Raw genomic sequence first — 17,775 nt, 5'->3', positions numbered from 1 at the left:
GGGCTCCGCCTGTCCGCCCGACCTCAGGAGCTGTCTCCCCATGCGGCGTCGCCACTTCCTCTCCGCAGCAGGGCTCGCGACGACCGCGGTGGCCGTCGCGGGCTGCAGCTCCGACTCCGGGCCGGAGTCCGAGGGCTCCGGCGGTCCCGGGGGTGGCGGCTCGCTCGTGGTGGACAACGCCTTCGACCTCAAGACCGCCGACCCGGCCCGCTCGTTCGAGCTGACGGGGGCGATGCTCAACAAGCAGCTGTACGAGACCGCGCTCACCTACACCGGTTCCGACGTCAGCGAACCCGTGGCGCAGGTGTGCACGTACACCCTCTCCGACGACCAGCGCGTGCTGACGCTGACGGTCGAGGGCGAGCACCTGTTCGCCGACGGCTCCGCCGTGGACGCCGACGACATCGTCTTCTCCTACCAGCGCGTGCAGGGCGTCAAGGGCAACCCGAGCTTCCTGCTCGACGGCGTCACCGTCGCCAAGGTCGACGACAGGACGGTCACGCTGACCAGCGAGACGCCGAACCCGGCGCTGCCCTACATCCTGCCGAACCCCTCGCTGGGCATCCTGGACTCCGAGCTCGTGCAGGCCAACGGCGGGACGACGGGCCCGGACGACGCCGCGGAGACCTTCCTGAACTCCACCTCCGCCGGGTCGGGCCCGTACCGGCTCGACACCCTGCAGGTGACCAGCCAGGTCGTGCTGGAGCAGAACCCCTCCTACGGCGGCGGTGCGCCCGCGTTCGGCCGCGTCGTGCTGGAGAACGTCCAGCCGGCGACCCAGAAGATCAACGTGCAGTCCGGCACCGCGCAGATCGTCACCGACCTGTCCGCCGACGAGGTGGACGGCCTCGACGGCGGCCGCACCGCCGTCGTGAGCACCGCGTCGTCCTACATGATCTTCGCCTGGTTCAACACCGACCCCGCCCACGGCGGTCCCGCGGCCGACCCGCTGTTCGTGCAGGCCGTGCGCAGGGCGCTGGACTACGACGCGCTGCTGGAGCTGACCGGCGAGGGCTCGGTGCAGCCCGGCGGTGTCGTCCCCTCGCAGTTCGTCGGGCACCTGGAGTCCGACCCGTCGAACTCCCACGACGTGGCCGCCGCGAAGCAGCTGCTCGCGCAGTCCGGCTACGCCGGGGAGCCGGTCGAGTTCCTCTTCTCCAACGACGTCGCGGTCAGCGGCGTGCAGCTGCAGCTGCTCGCGCAGGCCGTCCAGTCGCAGCTGCAGGCGGTGGGCATCACGATCACCCTGGCTCCCAAGCCGTCGGCGACGTCGCTGGACTCCTTCCGCAGCGGCCGGTTCCAGGCCGGCCTGGCCTACTGGGGCCCCGACTTCCCGGACCCCTCGAACTACCTGGCCTTCACCCCCGGCGAGAACGTCGGTCTGCGGGCGGGCTGGACGCCGCAGTCGCCCACGGCCGCGAAGGTGATGCCGCTGGTCGAGGCGGCGCGCGCCGCCTCCGGCCCCGACGCGCGCGACGCGGCCTACCAGGAGCTGCAGCGGCAGATGAACGTCGACGGCCCGTTCGTGCCGATCGTGCAGCCGGCGCAGAACGTCGTCACCTCCGCCGACCTGCGCGACGTCGCGCTCAACCCGATCTGGACCCTGGACCTTGCCGCCCTCTCCTGAGACGGCCGCCCCCGCGCGCGGCGGCCACCCGCTGCTGCGCTACCTGGGGATCCGGTTCCTCGTCAGCCTGCTGCTGGTGTGGGGCGTCACGCTGGTGACCTTCGTGCTCACCACCCTCGTGCCGGCGGACCCGGTCGCCGCCGTGCTCGGCGACCAGGCCGCCGCCGACCCCGAGGTCGTCGCCCGGTTCCGCAGCGAACTGGGCCTGGACCGCCCGCTGCCGGTGCAGTACCTGCTGTACCTGCAGCGGCTGGTCCACTTCGACCTCGGCACGTCCGCGCAGACCCGCCGGCCGGTGCTGGAGGACCTGCGCGACGCGGTCCCCGCCACGCTGGAGCTGGCGCTGTTCGTGCTCGTCGTCTCCGTCCTCCTGGGCGTCGGCGCCGGCCTGCTCGCGGCGCTGCGCCACCACCGCCCGGTCGACGGCGTCGTGCGCGTCCTCAGCCTCGTCGGCATCTCCACCCCGACGTTCTGGCTGGCGCTCATCCTCTTCTACGTCGGCTTCTACCGGCTGGGCTGGTTCCCCGGCTCGGGGCGCCTGGACGCGCGGACGGCACCACCGCCGGAGGTCACCGGGCTGCTGACCGTGGACAGCCTGCTGGCCGGGGACACCGCCGCGTTCACCGACGCGGTCGCGCACCTGCTGCTGCCCGGCATCGTGCTGACCCTGTACGCGGTCGGGCTGCTGGCCCGCTTCTCGCGCTCGGCGGTGCTCGACGTGCTGTCCGCCGAGCACGTCACCGCCGCGCGCGCCAAGGGGCTGCCGGCCCGCACGGTCGTCCTGCGCTACGTCCTGCGCGCCGCGCTGGTGCCGATCCTGACCGTCGTCGGCCTCAGCTTCGGCTCGCTGCTGTCGGGCTCGGTGCTCACCGAGGCCGTGTTCGCCTGGCACGGGCTGGGCCAGTACGCCTACCAGTCCGCCACCCGGCTGGACCTGCAGGCCGTCATGGGAGTGGGACTCGTCGTGGGCGTCACCTACATCAGCATCAACTTCGCGGTCGACGTGCTGACCGCCCTGGTCGACCCGCGGGTGCGCCGCCGGTGAGCGCCACCACGCCCGCGCGGCCCGCCCCGGCCGCCCCGCCGGCCCGCCCCGGCCGGCTGCGGCGCTCGCTGCGGCCGCGCTCGCCGCTGACCGCCGTCGGCGTCGTGATCGCGCTCGCCTGGCTGCTCGTCGTGCTCCTGGGCCCGCTGCTGCCGGTGCAGGACCCGCTGGCGCAGTCGCCCGACCGGCTGGCCCCCGTCTCCGGGGAGCACTGGTTCGGCACCGACAGCCTCGGGCGCGACGTGTTCGCCCGGGTCGTGGCCGGGGCCCGCGTGTCGATCCCGCTCTCGCTGCTGCTGGTCGTGCTCTCGATGCTGCTGGGCTCCTTCGTCGGCGCGGTGGCCGGGCTGCTGGGCGGCGTCGTCGACGAGGTGCTCATGCGCCTGGCCGACCTCGTCCTCGCCTTCCCGACGATCATCCTGGCGATGGGGGTCGCGGCGGCGCTCGGGCCGAGCCTGACCCACGCCGTCGTCGCGATGCTCGTCGTCACCTGGCCGCAGTACGCCCGCGTGACGCGCTCGCTGGTCCTGGGCGCCCGCGACCGGGAGTTCGTGGTCGCCGGCCGCCTCATGGGCATCGGCTGGTTCACCTCGCTGCGCCGCGACGTCGTCCCCAACGTCACCGGCCCGGTGCTCGTGCTCGCCACCCTGGACTTCGGCAACGCCGTGCTGCTGCTGTCGGGGCTGTCGTTCCTCGGGCTGGGCACCGTGCCGCCCACGCCCGAGTGGGGGCTCATGGTCTCCGACGGGGTGCAGAACTTCACCGCCTGGTGGGTGGCCGCCTTCCCCGGCCTGGCGATCGTCAGCATCGTCCTGGCCTTCAACTTCATCGGTGACGCGCTGCGGGACGCGCTGGACCCGCGCACCCAGCAGGCCGTCGGGAGCAGGGCGCTGTGAGCACGCACGAGGACTCCCCCACCGCCACCACCACCGGGCCGAGCGCCACCACCGGGCCGAGCGCCACCACCGGCACGGGCGGGGCCGGCGGCGGGGGCGGCGGGCTGGCGGTCCGCGGCCTGGTCCTGGAGCTGGGCGGGCGACGGCTGCTGGACGGGGTGGACCTGGACGTGCCCGCCGGGCAGGTCACCGGACTGGCCGGGGAGAGCGGCTCGGGCAAGACGCTCACCGGGATGGCCGTGCTGGGCCTGCCGCCGCAGGGCGCGTGCCTGAGCGGGTCGATCCGCTACGGCGGGCGCGAGCTGGTCGGGCTGGGCGCCCGCGCGCACAACGCGCTGCGCGGCAAGGAGCTGGCCATGGTCTTCCAGGACCCCACGGCCAGCCTGCACCCCATGCTCTCGATCGGCGGCCAGCTGACCGACCACGTGCGCCACCACCTGCGGCTGTCCCGGCGCCAGGCGCGCGCCCGCGCGCTGGAGGTGCTGGAGCAGGTGCGGGTGCCCTCGCCCGAGCAGGCGCTGCGCCGCTACCCGCACGAGTTCTCCGGCGGCCAGCTGCAGCGCATCGCCATCGCGATCGCCATCGCCTGCCGGCCGCGGGTGCTGGTGGCCGACGAGCCGACGACGGCGCTGGACGTGACCGTGCAGGCGGGGATCATGCGGCTGCTGCGGCAGCTGTGCGAGGAGCTGGACCTCGCCGTCCTGCTCGTCACCCACGACCTGGCGGTGATGTCCTCGCTGGCCGACACGATCGCGGTCATGCGCACCGGCGCGGTCGTCGAGCACGGCCCGCGCCGCGACGTGATCCGCACCCCGCAGCACCCCTACACGCGCTCGCTCGTCGAGGCGCTGCCCGACCGCGCGAGGAGGCCCGACGGTGCCCGGTGAGCTGCTGCTGGAGGACGTCGTCGTCGAGCACGGGCGCGGTGCCCGCCGGGTGCGGGCCCTGGACGGCGCGAGCGTGCACGTGGCCGCCGGCGAGGTCGTCGGCCTCGTCGGCCCCTCCGGCTGCGGGAAGTCGACGCTGGCGAAGGTCGCGACCGGGCTGGTGCCGCTGACCTCCGGGCGGGCGGTCTTCGACGGCGTCCCGGTCGAGCGCAACGGGCTGCGCCGGCGACCGCGGCCGCTGGTGCGGCTGCAGATGGTCTTCCAGAACCCCTACGCCTCGCTCAACCCGCGCCGGCGCGTGGGCTCGCAGCTGGAGGACGGGCGCGCCGCCCACCCCGGCACCGCGCCCTCCGCCGCCGAGCTCCTGGAGCAGGTGGGGCTGCCCGCGGACGCGGCCCGGCGCTACCCGCACGAGTTCTCCGGCGGCCAGCGCCAGCGCATCGCGATCGCGCGGGCGATGGCCACCGGTCCCGACCTGCTCATCGGCGACGAGCCCATCGCCTCCCTCGACGCCTCCCTGCAGGCGCAGGTCGCCACCCTGCTGCGGCGGGTCGCGCTCGCCTCGGGGGCCTCGCTGCTCTTCATCAGCCACGACCTGTCCGTCGTGCGGCTCGTCGCCGACCGCGTCGTCGTCATGGACAGCGGCCGCGTGGTGGAGGAGGGCCCCACCGAGCAGCTGTGGCAGCAGCCGCGCTCGCCCTCCACGCGGCGGCTGCTGGCGGCGGTGCCGGTCGCCGACGGGCTGGGCCGCATCCCGCAGGTGTGAGCACGGCCGGGGTGCCCGCCGCGGATCCGCGACGCGCGGCGGGAATGGACAGCCCCTAGGTTGCTGCTGCACCTTCAGGTGCGCCCACGGTGGGCGCCCACCCCCAGGAGGACACGCCCCATGCGTCGCAGGACCCTCGGCACCGTCAGCGCACTCGCCCTCACCGGCCTCCTCGCCGCCTGCGGCGGCGGCGACACCAGCACGGAGGGCTCGGGGTCCTCGGGCTCCTCCCAGGAGGCGCTGACCTTCGGGACCGAGGGCACCTACGCGCCCTTCAGCTACCACGACGAGAAGACCAACGAGCTCGTCGGCTACGACATCGACGTCGCCAAGGCCGTCGGCGAGCAGCTGGGCCGCGACGTGGAGTTCTCCGAGAACAACTGGGACTCGCTGTTCGCCGGGATGGAGGCCGAGCGCTACGACGGCATCGCCAACCAGGTCTCCATCACCGCCGAGCGCCAGGCCAAGTACGCCTTCTCCACCCCGTACACCGTCTCCACCGGTGTCGTGGTGACCCGCGCCGACGACACGTCGGTGACCTCGCTGGCGGACGTGGCGGGCAAGAGGTCCGCGCAGTCCACGACGAGCAACTGGGCGCAGACGGCCACCGAGGCCGGCGCGACCGTCGAGGGCGTCGAGGGCCTCACCCAGGCCGTCACCCTGCTCAAGCAGGGCCGCGTCGACGTCACGATCAACGACAACCTCGCCGTCCTGGACTACCTGAAGACCTCCGGCGACACCGGCATCAAGATCGCCGCGACCACCCCGGACACCACCGAGCAGGGCTTCGTCTTCCGCAAGGACGAGGCGGAGACCGCCCAGCAGGTCAGCGAGGCCCTCGACGCGCTGCGCGCCGACGGCACCCTGGCGGAGATCTCCACCACGTGGTTCGGCCAGGACGTCTCCGGCCCGGCCGCCGGCTGAGCACGACCGGGCACGGCTGAGGGCGAGGGGGGCGGCGCGTGGACCAGGGCACCTGGCAGCTGGTGCTGGACTCGCTGGGCCCGCTGCTCAGCGGGACGGTGCGGGGCACCATCCCGCTGACGGCCGCCAGCTTCGCGCTCGGCCTGGTCCTGGCGCTCCTGGTCGCCCTCATGCGGCTGTCCAGCATCGGCGTCCTGCGGGCGGTCGCCCGCTTCTACGTCTCGATCATCCGCGGGACGCCGCTGCTGGTGCAGCTGTTCCTCATCTACTACGCCCTGCCGGAGTTCGGGGCCACGTGGGACCCGTTCCCCAGCGCGGTCGTCGCCTTCAGCCTCAACGTGGGCGGCTACGCCTCCGAGGTCATCCGCTCGGCGATCCTCGCGGTGCCCCGGGGTCAGACCGAGGCCGCGCTGACGATCGGCATGGGCTACGCGACGACGATGCGCCGCATCGTGCTGCCGCAGGCCGCGCGGGTCGCGGTGCCGCCGCTGTCGAACACGCTCATCTCGCTGGTCAAGGACACCTCGCTGGCCTCGAGCATCCAGGTGGTCGAGCTGCTGCGGAAGGCGTCGGAGATCGCGGCGCCCACCTACGAGTTCTTCGCCCTCTACGGCGTCGCGGCGGTCTACTACTGGGTGGTCTGCCTCGTGCTGTCCTTCGCCCAGACCCGCGCGGAGACGCGCCTGAACAAGCACGTGGCCCGGTGAGCGGGGTGGACGGGGTGAGCGGCGAGGCGCTGCTGGAGGTCCGCGGGCTGCGCAAGTCCTTCGGGGACCACGAGGTGCTGCGGGGCATCGACGCGAGCGCGGCCGCGGGGACGGTCACCGTCCTCATCGGCCCCTCCGGCTCCGGCAAGACGACGGTGCTGCGCTCCCTCAACGCCCTGGAGGTGCCCGACGCGGGCACCGTGCGCATCGGGGACGTCGCCGTCGAGTTCTCCCCCGCGCTGCGCGGGCGGGCCCTGCAGCGGGCCGCGACCCGGTTGCGCGCCCAGAGCGGCATGGTCTTCCAGAGCCACAACCTCTTCCCGCACCTGAGCGTGCTGGCCAACGTCATGGAGGGGCCCGTCGTCGTGCAGGGCCGCCCGCGCGAGCAGGCGCGCGCCGACGCGATGGTGCTGCTGGAGCGGGTGGGGCTGGCCGAGAAGGCCGAGCAGCACCCCTCCCAGCTGTCCGGCGGCCAGCAGCAGCGGGTGGGCATCGCCCGCGCCCTGGCGATCCGCCCGCAGATCGTGCTCTTCGACGAGCCGACCTCCGCGCTCGACCCCGAGCTGGTCGGCGAGGTGCTGGCGGTGATGAAGGACCTGGCCGACCAGGGCTGGACGATGGTCGTGGTCACCCACGAGATGCGCTTCGCGCGGCGGGTGGCCGACCAGGTCCTCTTCCTCGACGGCGGCGTCATCGTCGAGCAGGGCCCGCCCGCGGCCGTGCTGGAGGACCCGCGCGAGGAGCGCACCCGCCGGTTCCTGCGCCGCCTGGTCGACCCCATCTGAGGCGGCGCCCCGCCGGCCACCCCGCGGGGTGGCCGGCGGGGCCGGGCGGCCGACCGCTCAGACCGGGACGATCTCCGGGGCCTGCAGCCGCACGGCGTCGGCGGAGGCGTCGTCGGGCTGCTCCTGCGAGGCGCGCTCGGCGGCCACGCGCTCCAGGTAGGTCTTGACCTCGGTGGCGCGGCGCTCGGCGTCCCAGCCCAGCGCCCCGCCCACGAGCTCGGCCACGAGCTCGGCGCTCTCGGTGCCGCGGTCGTAGGTCTCGATGGAGATGCGGGTGCGGCGGGCGAGGACGTCGTCGAGGTGGCGGGCGCCCTCGTGGGTGGCCGCGTAGACGACCTCCGCCTTGAGGTAGTCGTCCGCGTGCGGCAGCACCTCGCCGAGCGAGGGGTCGGCGGCGATGAGCGCGAGGACCTCGTCGACCGCCGAGCCGTAGCGGTTGAGCAGGTGCTCGACGTGGTCGACGTGGATGCCGGCCCTGGCCGCCAGCACGTGGCGCTGGTTCCACAGCGCGTGGTACCCCTCGGCGCCCACGAGCGGGACGTCCTGCGTCGTGGACTCCGGCACCTTGCCGTCCAGGCCGTCGACGGCGACGTCCACGGCGTCCTTGGCCATGACGCGGTACGTCGTGTACTTGCCGCCGGCGACGACGACCAGACCGGGCACGGGGTGGCCGACGACGTGCTCGCGCGAGAGCTTGGAGGTGGACTCCGACTCCCCCGACAGCAGCGGGCGCAGCCCGGCGTAGACGCCCTCGACGTCCTCGCGGGTCAGCGGGGACTTCAGCACCGAGTTCGCGTGCTCGAGCACGTAGTCGATGTCGGCGCTCGTCGCGGCCGGGTGGGCCTTGTCCAGCTCCCACTCGGTGTCGGTGGTGCCGATGATCCAGTGCCGGCCCCACGGGATGATGAACAGCACCGACTTCTCGGTGCGCAGGATGACCCCGGTGCGGGACTGGATGCGGTCGCGCGGCACGACGAGGTGGATGCCCTTGGAGGCGCGCACCTTGAACTGCCCGCGGGCGTTGACCAGGGCCTGCGTCTCGTCGGTCCACACACCGGTCGCGTTGATGACCTGCTTGCTGCGGACGCGGATCTCGGTGCCGGACTCCAGGTCGACCAGGACCGCCCCCACCACGCGCTCCCCCTCGCGCAGGAACTCCTTGACGCGGGTGCGGTTGGCGACGAGCGCGCCGTAGGTGGCGGCGGTGCGCGCGATCGTCATCGTGTGCCGGGCGTCGTCGACCTGCCCGTCGTAGTACTGGATGGCGCCGACCATCGCGTCGCGGCGGATGCCGGGGGCCTCGCGCTGCACCCCCTTGCGCGTCAGGTGGCGGTGCAGCGGGAAGCCCTTGTTGTTGCCGCCCGAGAGCGCCATGGCGTCGTACAGCGCGACACCGGAGCCGACGTAGGGGCGCTCGGTGAACCGCTTGGAGAGCGGGTACAGGAACGGCACCGGCTTCACCAGGTGCGGGGCCAGCTTGTTGCGCAGCAGTCCGCGCTCGGACAGCGCCTCGTGGACGAGGGCGAAGTCGAGCATCTCCAGGTAGCGCAGGCCGCCGTGGACAAGCTTGGAGGAGCGGCTCGACGTCCCCGACGCCCAGTCGCGCGCCTCGACCAGCGCGGTCCGCAGACCCCGGGTCACCGCGTCCAGCGCCGCCCCCGTCCCGACGACACCGCCGCCGACGACGAGGACGTCGAGCTCACCTTCCGCCATCTCGCGCAGCGCGTCCGCCCGTGCCTGCGACGACAGTGCCTTGATCTCCACGTCCTGCTCCTCAGCCGTCTTCGTGTTCCGTGCTCGTACCGGTCGGACTCGCCGGCCGGACTCGCCGGTGGTCCGTCCATGGTGCGCGCCGGGCGCGCGCGGCGCGCGCCCGGCGTGCTCGTGGGGCCGCGGGGGCCGTCAGTCGACGTCCACCCAGTCCAGGGTCCGCTGGACTGCCTTCTTCCAGCCCGCGTACCCGTCGGCGCGCTGGGTGTCGTCCCAGGTGGGCTCCCAGCGCGCGCCCTCGTTCCAGTTCTCGCGCAGCTCGTCGAGGTTCTGCCAGAACCCGACGGCCAGGCCCGCGGCGTAGGCGGCGCCCAGCGCGGTGGTCTCGGCGACGACCGGCTTGGAGACCGGGACGCCGAGGACGTCGGCCTGCAGCTGCATGCACAGCTGGTTGGCGGTGATGCCGCCGTCGACCTTGAGGACCTCGACCTGGACGCCGGAGTCCTCGGTCATCGCCTCGGTGACGTCGCGGCTCTGGTAGCAGATCGACTCCAGCGTCGCCCGGGCGATGTGGGCGTTGGTGTTGTAGCGCGACAGCCCGACGATGGCGCCGCGGGCGTCGGAGCGCCAGTACGGCGCGAACAGCCCCGAGAACGCCGGCACGAAGTAGCAGCCGCCGGAGTCGGACACCTGGCGGGCCAGCGACTCCGACTCCGCCGCACCGGAGATGATGCCGAGCTGGTCGCGCAGCCACTGCACGGCCGAGCCGGTGACGGCGATCGACCCCTCGAGGGCGTAGACGGGCTTGTCGTCGTTGAACTGGTAGCAGACCGTCGACAGCAGCCCGGCCTTGGAGCGCACCAGCTCGGTGCCGGTGTTCAGCAGCATGAAGTTGCCGGTGCCGTAGGTGTTCTTGGCCATGCCCGGGTCGAAGCAGACCTGGCCGACCATGGCGGACTGCTGGTCGCCGAGGATGCCGGTCAGCGGGACCTCGCCGCCGAGCGGACCGTCGGCCCGGGTGGTGCCGTACCCGGGCGTGTACGAGGAGGGCTTGATCTCCGGCAGCATCGAGCGCGGGATGCCGAAGATCTCCAGCAGCTCGTCGTCCCAGTCCAGCGTCTCCAGGTCCATGAGCATGGTGCGGCTGGCGTTGGTGACGTCGGTGACGTGGACACCGCCGTGCACACCGCCGGTCAGGTGCCAGATGAGCCAGGAGTCGGTGTTGCCGAAGACGGCGTCACCGCGCTCGGCGGCCTCGCGCACCCCGGGGACGTTCTCCAGGATCCACTGCACCTTGCCGCCGGAGAAGTACGTCGCCGGCGGCAGGCCGGTCTTCTGCCGGATCTTCTGCCCGCGCTCGTCGCGGTCCAGCGCCGCGGCGAGGCGGTCGGTGCGGGTGTCCTGCCAGACGATCGCGTTGTAGTACGGGCGGCCGGTGCGGCGGTTCCACACCACGGCCGTCTCGCGCTGGTTGGTGATGCCGAGGGCCGCGAGGTCCTCCGCCCCCAGGTTCGCCTGGCGCAGGCCGCTCTGGATGACGGAGCTGGTGCGCTCCCAGATCTCGATCGGGTCGTGCTCGACCCAGCCCGGCTTGGGCATGATCTGGGTGTGCTCGAGCTGGTACTTGGCGACCTCGTTGCCGCCGTGGTCGAACACCATGAACCGGGTGGACGTGGTGCCCTGGTCGACCGCTCCGACGTACTGGGGACCGTTTCCGTTCGACATGCTGTGCGCCTCTCTGCTTCGGGGAACGTCGGTGGTCAGTCGTCCTCGGCCGGCACGCGGCCGGCCGGCTGCTCGTCCTGCTCGGGCAGGTGCCGCTCCACGAGCACCCGGTACAGCGCACCGCCGACGAGGGCGCCCAGGACGGGCGCCACGATCGGCACCCAGAAGTAGAAGGCACCGCCGACCGGTTCGCGCATCGCGCTGGAGTAGCCGGTGATGAAGCTGGCCACCCGGGGACCGAAGTCGCGGGCGGGGTTGATGGCGTACCCGGCGTTGCTGCCCCAGGCCATGCCGATTCCGACGACGACCAGGCCGATGATGAAGGGGGCCAGGTTGGCCGCCGGCGGGGTGGCCTTCAGCTCGGTGATGGCGAAGATGAGGAAGACGAGGATGGCGGTGCCCACGACCTGGTCGAGGAACGCGGTGCCGATGCTCACGCCCTCACCGGGCAGGGTCGAGAAGATGCCCTGGGTGGCGGACGTCGTCCCCGGGTCGACCGTGGCGATGGCGTCGGCGTAGGTCCAGCGGACGATCAGCGCGGCGACGAAGGCGCCGAGGAACTGGGCGACCGAGTAGGGCAGGACCTTCTTCCAGGCGAAGCCCTTGAAGACGGCCAGCGCGATGGTCACGGCGGGGTTCAGGTGGGCACCGGTGGTGCGGCCCGCCACGTAGATGCCGAAGGTCACGCCGAGGCCCCAGGCCCAGTGGATGGAGTCGTCGCCGCCGTTCTGGCCGGCCACGACCTGGGCGACGACGCCCACGCCGAAGAGGATGAGGATCGCGGTGCCGGCGAACTCGGCGAGCAGCTCGCCGGCCAGGGTGGGGGTCCGGCGCACCGCAGGCCGCGGTGGCGCGGACGTCGCGGAACTGCTGGAGGACATGCAGAACTCCTCGTTGAGTCGGTGGAACGGCTCGGGTGCCGCGAGGGGGAACGTAGGAGGGGCCCGCAGCCGCGTCAACGCCGAGCGTTCGACGATGTCGAACGCTTGCGGGACGGCCGGCACCGGGCGCTCAAGGTCACCACCCGTTCGGCCGATCCAGGAGGCGTGACCGCGCTGAGCACCGCCCGCCCGCCGGCGCCCACCCCTGCCCCGGCGCTGGAGCGGCTGCTCGACGCCGGCGGACCCGACGTGCACTTCCAGCGCGTCGTCGACCTGCGCACCGGCCGGACCGCCGGCCTGGAGGCCCTGGCCCGCGGTCCCGAGGGCAGCGGGCTGGCCCTGCCGCACCCGCTGTTCGAGGCCGCCCGCTCCCTGGGCCGCGCCGCCGAGCTCGACGCCGCCTGCCGCCGCGCGGCGCTGGGCGCCGCCGCCCGCCACGGGCTCGGCACCGGCTGGACCCTCTTCCTCAACTGCGCGCCCGACGTCCTGGCCCTCGAGGCCGGCGCCGGCGCGGCGGGCCACCCGCCCACCGGCGCCACCGTCGTCCTGGACCTGCCCGAGCAGCTGCTCGTCCGCCGACCGGTGCACGCGCTGCGCCTGGCCGCGCAGGCCCGCCACCGCGGCTGGGGCGTCGCCGTCGACGACGTCGGCGCCACGCCGGCCGCGCTGGCGCTGCTGGCGCTGGTGCGCCCGGACGTCGTCAAGGTGGACCTGCGGCTGCTGCCGGCCGGCGGTGCCCGCCTGGCCGCCGTCGCGGCCGCGCTCGACGCGCTCGCCGAGCGCGACGGCACCACCGTCCTCGCCGAGGGGGTGGAGACCGAGGAGCACGCGCGGACCGCCCTCGCCCTCGGCGCCACCCTCGGCCAGGGCTGGCTGTTCGGGCGCCCCGGCGCCCTGGAGCACGTGCTGGGCACGGCCACCGACGGGCCCACGGCCACCGACGGCCCCGGGGCGGGCCTGCGCCTGCAGCGCGGCGCCACCTGCGCACCGGCCGGCTCCCCCTTCGACCTGGCCGCCGCCCGCCGGCCGGTGCGCCGCGTCGGGCGGCGACTGCTGGCGGAGATGGTCGACCACCTGCGGGCCCGGGCCGAGAGCAGCCCCGGACCGTGCCTGGTGCGCCACGTGCGCGCGCACGGCGTCTCCGGGGTCGCCGCGCTCGGCCCGCACGTCGCCGGCCTCGTGCTCGCCCGCCCCGCCGCCGACGCCCCCGGCACCGGCGGAGCCGACCTGCTCGACGTCGTCGTCTCCCAGGAGCGCTCCCTCGTCGTCGACGTCCTGTGCGGTCTGCTCGACGCCGCCGCGCCCGCCGCCCCGGCCCCGGCCCCGGCCCGCGAGGCCACCGACGAGCCGGCCGAGCAGCCCGCCGAGCAGCCCGCCGAGCAGCCCGCCGAGCAGCCCGCCGAGCAGCTCTCCGAGCAGCCGGGCGCGGCGCTGGACGCGGCGCTGGGCGACGCCCTCGCCCAGGACCGCCGCTGCGGCACCGGGACCGGGCTGCTGCTCGTGGCCCTCGACGCGCGGGCCGGCGCCACCGCCGACCCGGCGGCCGTCGTCCGCCGCGCCCGCCGCGCCGCCCGCTCGCACGACCGCTGGTTCCCGCTGGCCGCCGACCGCTTCGCCGTGCTGCTGACCGGGCTGCCCGCGGGCGGCTGCGAGGCCGTCGTCGAGCGGGTGGCCGACGCGCTGCTGCTGGCGGTGGAGTCCTCGCCCTCCACCGCTCCGGAGCGCGGCGTCCGGCTGAGCATCGGCGCGAGCCTGGCGCCCGAGCGGGCCCGCAGCGCGGGCCAGGCCCGCGAGCAGGCCGGCGCCGCCCTCGAGGCGGCCCGCCGCGCCGGTGGCCACTGCGCGCGCATCTGGCCCGTCTGACAAGCTCGGCACCTGCAAGACTGGGTACCGGAAAGCGCCTGCACGGTCGCGGCGCCGTCAGGAACGGTGAGGATGTCGGGGTACTTCGCGCTGCTGCGCGATCCGCTGGTGGCACGTCCCTTCGTCGCATCGGTGGTGGCGCGCGTCCCCATCGCGACGGCACCGCTGGGCCTGGTCCTGCTGGTGCGCGAGCTGCGGGACTCCTACTCGCTGGCGGGCCTGGTCACCGGCCTCTTCGCCGTCGGGCTGGCGATCGGCTCGCCCTTCTGGGGCCGGGCGATGGACCGGCGCGGCCAGCCGCGCGTGCTGCTGCCCATCGCCGCGCTCAGCGGCGGGCTGCTGCTGCTGCTCACCGGGGCCACGGCCTGGCAGGCGGTGCCGGCGGCGGTGCTGCCCGCGCTGGCCCTGGTGGCCGGGCTCTTCTTCCCCCCGCTGTCACCGGCGATGCGCGCCACCTGGCGCGTGGTGGTCACCGACGAGCGCCGGCGCCGGCGCGGCTACGCCCTGGACGCGGTCGCCGTCGAGTCGATCTTCGTCGGCGGCCCGCTGCTGCTGTCGGCCCTGCTGCTGCTGCACGTGCCGGTGCTGCCGCTGCTGGTCACCGTCGTGCTGCTCGTGGGCGGCACGGTGGCCTACGCGCGCACGCCCGGCGCCCGGCGCGGCTCCGGGCCGGGCTCGCGTCCCGGTGCCGACGGCGGGGCCGACGGCGCAGGCGGGGACGGGACCGGCGGCGCGTCGGCGCTGCTGCACTCCCCCGCCTTCGTCCTGCTCCTGGCGGTCATGGCCGCGATGAGCATCGGCTTCGGCATCGTCGACGTCTCGCTGGCCGGGCTGGCCGAGCACCTCATCGGCTCGGCCAACGACCTCGGCGTGATGTTCGCCCCCATCGCCGGCGGCAGCGCGGTCGGCGGGCTGGTCTACGGCAGCCGCGACTGGCGCAGCCCCGACCGGCGCCGGCTGCTGGTCACGCTCACCGCCTTCGGCCTGCTGCTCGTGGTCGTCGCCCTGCTCGCCGGCGCGGACGCCCCGCTGCTCGCGCTCGTGCCGGTGCTCTTCCTCACCGGGCTGACCATCTCCCCCAACCTCATCGCCGCGCAGAGCCTCGTCGACCAGCTCACCCCCGCCCACCGCCTGGGGGAGGCGCAGGCGTGGCTGTCGACCGCGATCACCGCGGGCTCGGCCGTCGGCAACGCCGTCGCCGGCGGCGTGCTCGACGTCTCCGGACCCCGTGCGGCGCTGTCGCTGGCCGCCGCCGCCGTGCTGGTCGCGGCGCTCGGCACGCTGGTGGCGCAGCGGGCCTGGAACCCCGCCCGGGCGGCGGTGGGCCGGGCGGCGGACCGGGTTCCGTAGGCTCGCCCCTCGTGACGAGCACTCCCAGCACCCCCGACGCCCCCGGCGCCGCGCCGCGGCGCACGCGCCGACCCACCGCCCTCGTGACCGGGGCGACCGCCGGCCTGGGAGCGGGGTTCGCGACCTCCCTGGCACGGCGCGGGCACGACCTGGTGCTCGTGGCCCGCGACGCCGAGCGGCTGGAGCGGACCGCCGAGCAGCTGCGCGCGGCGCACGGCGTGCAGGTCGAGGTGCTCGCGGCCGACCTCGCCGACCGGGCCGCTGTCGCGCGGGTGGCCGACCGGGTCGCCGACGCGGACCGCCCCGTCGACGTGCTGGTCAACAACGCGGGGTTCGGCCTCAAGCAGCGCTTCCGCGACGGCGACCTGGCCGACCACGAGCGCATGTTCGACGTGCTGTGCCGCGCGGTGCTGGTGCTCTCGCGGGCCGCGGCCGGGGCCATGGTCGCCCGCGGGCACGGGCACGTGCTCAACGTCGGCTCGGTCGCCGGGCTCGTGCCCGGCGGCGGGCACTACTCGGCGGCCAAGGCCTACGTCATCGTCCTGACCGAGACCCTGGCCGGCGAGCTGCGCGGCACCGGCGTCGGCGCGACCGTCGTCGAGCCCGGCTACGTGCGCACGGAGTTCCACGCCCGCTCGGGGATGCGCTCGGGCGGCAGCTCGGCGCTGTCCAGCCGCATCTGGCTGGACATCGACGAGGTCGTCGACGCCGCCCTGGACGACATGTTCGCCGGGCGCCCCGTCAGCGTGCCCACCCGGCGCTGGAAGGCGGTCTCGGCGCTGCTGGACGTGGCCCCGCGGCGCCTGGTGAGCGCCGTGTGGAACGCCGCCCCCTCCGGCGCGCGGCGCCGCCACCCCGGCGCGGACGGCTGAACCCGCGTTCTAGAACACAGAGCGTAGTCATGGCGTAACTTGGAGGAGTGAACACTGCTGCCTCGGCAGGAACCACCGAGGTGGCTCCCCAGCAGGCCGAGCGCGCCCGGCTGACCGTGCTGCGCGACTACGTCGACGTCTCCGCGCCCCCGCCCCACGAGCTGCAGGCGGTGGTGCGGCTGGCCACCCGGCTGACCGGGCTGCCCAACGCCGTCGTCAACATCATCGACGAGCACCTGCAGCGCCAGCTGGCCAGCGAGGGCTTCGACCGGGCCGACTGCGCCCGCGAGGACTCCATGTGCACCTACTCCGTCGCCGTGCGCGGGGCCGTGCACACCGCCGACGCCCGCCGCGACGTCCGCTTCGCCGCCAACCCGTGGGTGGACGGCCGCATGGGCCTGGTGCGCGCCTACGCGGCCGCACCGCTGCTGACCCCCGACGGCCACGCGCTCGGCACGCTGTGCGTCTTCGACTCCGAGCCGGGCGAGCTCGACGACGCCCGGCGCGCCGACCTCGCCGACCTCGCCGACCTCGTCGTCGCCATCTTCGACCGCGAGCGCCGCGCCCGCCGCGACACCGCCCGCGAGGAGCAGCTGCACCAGGCCCGCCAGGCCGCCGACCTGGCCCGCTCCCTGCAGCAGGCGCTGCTGCCGCACCGCCTGCCCCAGACCGACGCCGTGCGCCTGACCTCGCGCTACCTGCCCGGCACCCACGGCGCCGACGTCGGCGGCGACTTCTTCGACGCCGTCGTCACCGACCGCGCCACCGTGCTGGTCATGGGCGACGTGCAGGGCCACAACAGCGCCGCCGCGGCCCTCATGGGGCGCGTGCGCACCGCGGTGCGCGCCTACGTCAGCGAGGGCCACGAGCCGTCGGCGGTGCTGGGGCGCACCAACCGCCTCATGCAGAGCTTCGACGGGGACCTGTTCGCCACCTGCTGCCTGGTCGCCCTCGACGAGGGGACCGGCGAGCTCGTCGTCGCCAGCGCCGGCCACCCCGCCCCCCTGCTGTTCGCCCCCGGGCACCCGCGCTCCCTGGAGGTCGACCCGGGGCCGCCGCTGGGCGTGCAGGAGGAGGCGGTCTTCCCCGAGGCCCGCCACCGCCTGCACGGCGCCGCGCGGCTGCTGCTGCACACCGACGGGGTGGTGGAGTGGCCGCACGACGAGAGCGACGACGGCGAGGACGCGCTGGAGCGGACGCTGCTGCGGCACGCGGGCGCTCCCGCCGACGTCGTCGCCGACGCCGTCCTCGACCCCGCCAGGCGCCAGGGCTCCGACGACGCGGCCCTGCTCGTCGTCGACTACACCGGACCGCTGCCGGGCACCCGCGAGACGCGCCTGCAGCTGCCCAGCGACGCGCGGGCCGTGCGCGCCGCCCGCGAGCACCTGCGCGACACGCTGGGCGCCTGGGACCTCGCGGAGACGGTCGACGCGGCCGAGCTCGTCGTCTCCGAGCTCGTCACCAACGCCCTCGTGCACACCGGCTGCCCCGCGGCGCTGACGCTGCGCCACGAGGTCGGCGAGTCTCTGCTGTGCGTCGGCGTGGAGGACCTGTCCACCCAGCACCCCCGCCCGCGCGAGTCCGGCGAGGAGGCCACCGGCGGGCGCGGGATGCACATCGTCGAGCTCATCGCGCAGCGCTGGTGGGTCGCGCCGCGCGGTGAGGGCAAGACCGTCTGGGCCGACCTGCTCGTGGGCTGACCGGCCGGCGCCCGTCCCGGCCCCGCGGGGCCGGGAC

15 protein-coding genes are annotated in these 17,775 nt (G+C 74.8%); 12 read left to right on the top strand and 3 right to left on the bottom strand.

The annotated features are described in order from the left end of the window. The first annotated feature begins 40 nt into the window (after positions 1-40). From ACRYM2_RS10870 to ACRYM2_RS10835, 8 genes are all read left to right on the top strand, one after another. On the top strand, positions 41-1,627 hold the full coding sequence (locus ACRYM2_RS10870; protein WP_432522232.1) for an ABC transporter substrate-binding protein: 1,587 nt from the start codon (positions 41-43) through the stop codon (positions 1,625-1,627). Then, positions 1,611-2,672, top strand: coding sequence for an ABC transporter permease (locus ACRYM2_RS10865; RefSeq protein WP_432522230.1), 1,062 nt, complete (start codon positions 1,611-1,613; stop codon positions 2,670-2,672). Before ACRYM2_RS10870 ends, ACRYM2_RS10865 begins: the two co-directional genes overlap by 17 nt. Then, positions 2,669-3,568: an ABC transporter permease gene (locus ACRYM2_RS10860; RefSeq protein ID WP_432522228.1), complete on the top strand. Its 900-nt coding sequence runs from the start codon at positions 2,669-2,671 to the stop codon at positions 3,566-3,568. Before ACRYM2_RS10865 ends, ACRYM2_RS10860 begins: the two co-directional genes overlap by 4 nt. Before the next feature lie 104 nt (positions 3,569-3,672). Then, complete coding sequence (locus ACRYM2_RS10855) at positions 3,673-4,455, top strand: ABC transporter ATP-binding protein (protein WP_432522287.1); 783 nt, start codon at positions 3,673-3,675, stop codon at positions 4,453-4,455. Then, positions 4,445-5,221 (top strand): ATP-binding cassette domain-containing protein, encoded by a 777-nt coding sequence (locus ACRYM2_RS10850; RefSeq protein ID WP_432522227.1) that lies wholly within the window; start codon positions 4,445-4,447, stop codon positions 5,219-5,221. The genes ACRYM2_RS10855 and ACRYM2_RS10850 overlap by 11 nt, the downstream gene beginning before the upstream one ends. Before the next feature lie 120 nt (positions 5,222-5,341). Continuing rightward, on the top strand, positions 5,342-6,145 hold the full coding sequence (locus ACRYM2_RS10845) for a transporter substrate-binding domain-containing protein (protein ID WP_432522225.1): 804 nt from the start codon (positions 5,342-5,344) through the stop codon (positions 6,143-6,145). Positions 6,146-6,183: 38 nt separating this feature from the next. Further along, on the top strand, positions 6,184-6,852 hold the full coding sequence (locus ACRYM2_RS10840; RefSeq protein ID WP_432522223.1) for an amino acid ABC transporter permease: 669 nt from the start codon (positions 6,184-6,186) through the stop codon (positions 6,850-6,852). Next, positions 6,849-7,637, top strand: a complete 789-nt coding sequence (locus ACRYM2_RS10835) for an amino acid ABC transporter ATP-binding protein (protein WP_432522221.1) — start codon at positions 6,849-6,851, stop codon at positions 7,635-7,637. Before ACRYM2_RS10840 ends, ACRYM2_RS10835 begins: the two co-directional genes overlap by 4 nt. 57 nt (positions 7,638-7,694) lie before the next feature. Here ACRYM2_RS10835 and ACRYM2_RS10830 read toward each other — a convergent pair whose 3' ends face one another. The 3 genes from ACRYM2_RS10830 to ACRYM2_RS10820 form a co-directional block, all read right to left on the bottom strand. Beyond that, positions 7,695-9,350, bottom strand: a complete 1,656-nt coding sequence (locus ACRYM2_RS10830; protein ID WP_432522285.1) for a glycerol-3-phosphate dehydrogenase/oxidase — start codon at positions 9,348-9,350, stop codon at positions 7,695-7,697. Between the two features lie 189 nt (positions 9,351-9,539). Then, positions 9,540-11,072, bottom strand: a complete 1,533-nt coding sequence (glpK, locus tag ACRYM2_RS10825; RefSeq protein WP_432522219.1) for a glycerol kinase GlpK — start codon at positions 11,070-11,072, stop codon at positions 9,540-9,542. A gap of 35 nt (positions 11,073-11,107) precedes the next feature. Next, complete coding sequence (locus tag ACRYM2_RS10820; RefSeq protein WP_432522217.1) at positions 11,108-11,953, bottom strand: MIP/aquaporin family protein; 846 nt, start codon at positions 11,951-11,953, stop codon at positions 11,108-11,110. Positions 11,954-12,118: 165 nt separating this feature from the next. Between ACRYM2_RS10820 and ACRYM2_RS10815 the strand changes: the two genes are divergently transcribed. The 4 genes from ACRYM2_RS10815 to ACRYM2_RS10800 all read left to right on the top strand — a co-directional run bounded on the left by ACRYM2_RS10815 (position 12,119) and on the right by ACRYM2_RS10800 (position 17,738). Next, positions 12,119-13,816: an EAL domain-containing protein gene (locus ACRYM2_RS10815; RefSeq protein ID WP_432522215.1), complete on the top strand. Its 1,698-nt coding sequence runs from the start codon at positions 12,119-12,121 to the stop codon at positions 13,814-13,816. 72 nt (positions 13,817-13,888) lie between these two features. Next, complete coding sequence (locus tag ACRYM2_RS10810; protein WP_432522213.1) at positions 13,889-15,166, top strand: MFS transporter; 1,278 nt, start codon at positions 13,889-13,891, stop codon at positions 15,164-15,166. A gap of 11 nt (positions 15,167-15,177) precedes the next feature. After that, entirely contained in the window at positions 15,178-16,038 is an 861-nt protein-coding gene (locus ACRYM2_RS10805; protein WP_432522212.1) for an SDR family NAD(P)-dependent oxidoreductase, read from the top strand. Positions 16,039-16,118: 80 nt separating this feature from the next. Beyond that, a complete protein-coding gene (locus tag ACRYM2_RS10800) occupies positions 16,119-17,738 on the top strand; it encodes an ATP-binding SpoIIE family protein phosphatase (protein WP_432522209.1) in 1,620 nt (539 codons plus the stop codon). Positions 17,739-17,775 lie beyond the last annotated feature (37 nt).

Origin of the sequence: Kineococcus aridisoli, from assembly GCF_050871885.1 — a bacterium.
In the GTDB taxonomy this organism is placed as follows: domain Bacteria; phylum Actinomycetota; class Actinomycetes; order Actinomycetales; family Kineococcaceae; genus Kineococcus.
Note: the sequence above shows the minus strand (reverse complement) of the source record. Positions and strands in the feature narration are given on the sequence as shown.